The 1,579-nt window shown below is 39.2% G+C and carries 1 protein-coding gene; it reads left to right on the plus strand.

What is annotated here, in order from left to right; all coding sequences use genetic code 11:
• Positions 1 to 124: 124 nt before the first annotated feature.
• Positions 125 to 1,390: a site-specific integrase gene (locus L1D46_RS20580; protein ID WP_239978164.1), complete on the plus strand. Its 1,266-nt coding sequence runs from the start codon at positions 125 to 127 to the stop codon at positions 1,388 to 1,390.
• Positions 1,391 to 1,579: the final 189 nt, after the last annotated feature.

The following is a 1,579-nucleotide window of genomic DNA, read 5'->3' on the forward strand; positions in this document are numbered from 1 at the left end:
CTTTTAATCAATGGATTATAATTTAAATTAGAAATAATTAGCTGTAATTAGAAATAAGTAGTTGTTCTGCTTTTGTGCTACATATATGCTGCATGTAATTGGTTTGTCAAAATCGGTGCTACATATGACGACAGTAAAAATGCTTCTGAGTGATTCAACGCTAAGTAATATCCCTGATCAAATAAAACGTATCAATGATACTAAGTTGAGTGGCTTCCATGCTCGAGTAGGCAAGCCAACTAGCAGCTCTAAAATAGCTCGTGTAGCGCTGTATCTGAATTATCGCTTGGGTGGCGCTAAGGGAAAACAGCGTAACTACCATCTTGGCTACTACGGTGAACGTGAATTAAAACAAGTAAGAAAAGAGGTGGAAAGTTTAAAGGGGCGCATTGCTACAGGCGAAGATGTTTATGAAACAAGACAACAGAATATTAAACAGCAATTCATTGAAGATACATCACCCACAGTTGAGGCACTATTTCTGGAGTTCTACACGCGCTTTATCAAGGTGCATCGTAAAGACCCTATAGAGGTTGTGCGTATGTTTAAAAAAGACGTTCTACCAGCGATAGGAGGCGTTAAATTAAAAGACATTACCCGCCGCGATATTTTAAGCAAAGTATTAGACCCAATAACCGACAGGGGAGCTGGTACTCAAGCTAATAAAACCCTTTCAATTCTCAAACAGATGTTCGACTTCGCTGTTGAACGAGACCTAATGCAGGGCAATCCGATAAGCACGGCCAAGAAGAAGAATGTTGGTGGTATTGAAAAGCCGCGCACTCGAGTCCTTGAGTTTGAAGAATTGATACAAGTATTTGAGCGTTTGCCCAAGCTCGGTGTAAGTACTCAAGTAATTTATGCTCTTAAATTCATAGCACTTACTGGTTGCAGACCGGTAGAAGTGACTGGTGCCCAGTGGCAAGAATTCGACTTTGAAAAAATGATGTGGACTATTCCTGCCGAGCGAGTAAAACAAAACAAAGGCGGGGACCGGACTCACAAAGTGCCAATTACACAAAATATGATAGTTATGCTTGATGAACTACGCGCTTCATTCAGTTATCTAGGTTCAAAATACGTTTTCCCAAGTACCACCTGCACTTCGAGCGCTGTAGCTGAACAACCCATTGATAGGCACTCACTTTCAAGGGCGTTAAACCGAAAACAAAAAGAGTTAGGCGTGCCTAAATTTGTACCCCATGACTTAAGAAGAACTATGGCTACACGTTTAGGTGATAATGATATTAGTGCTGATCCAATAGTGATTGAGAAAATACTTAATCATCAGTTACAAGGAATGCAAAAAGTGTATAATCTACAAGAGTATATGGAAAAAAGGCGATTAGCTTTAGAAGCTTGGGGAGCTCGGATAAACCATGTTGTTTAGACTAATACTTAAGAAATAAAACGGATTAAGAGGTTGTGGTGAGAAGCGAGAAGAATATTGGTGTTATAAAAAGTGCAGAAACATTATACGAAAGCACACTGATCTATTTGAGAGATAACTTAGGAAAGTTTATTTTATCTATATTCACTTTTTATGGATTGTTCCTTGTCTATTTAGGTACCGTAGCGG

It is taken from the genome of Pseudoalteromonas sp. Isolate3 (assembly GCF_022398505.1).
Taxonomy (GTDB): Bacteria; Pseudomonadota; Gammaproteobacteria; order Enterobacterales; family Alteromonadaceae; genus Pseudoalteromonas; species Pseudoalteromonas apostichopi.

Coding starts and splice junctions, on each gene's coding strand:
- L1D46_RS20580 (WP_239978164.1), top strand. CDS start 125: ATGACGACAGTAAAAATGCTTCTGAGTGATTCAACGCTAAGTAATATC.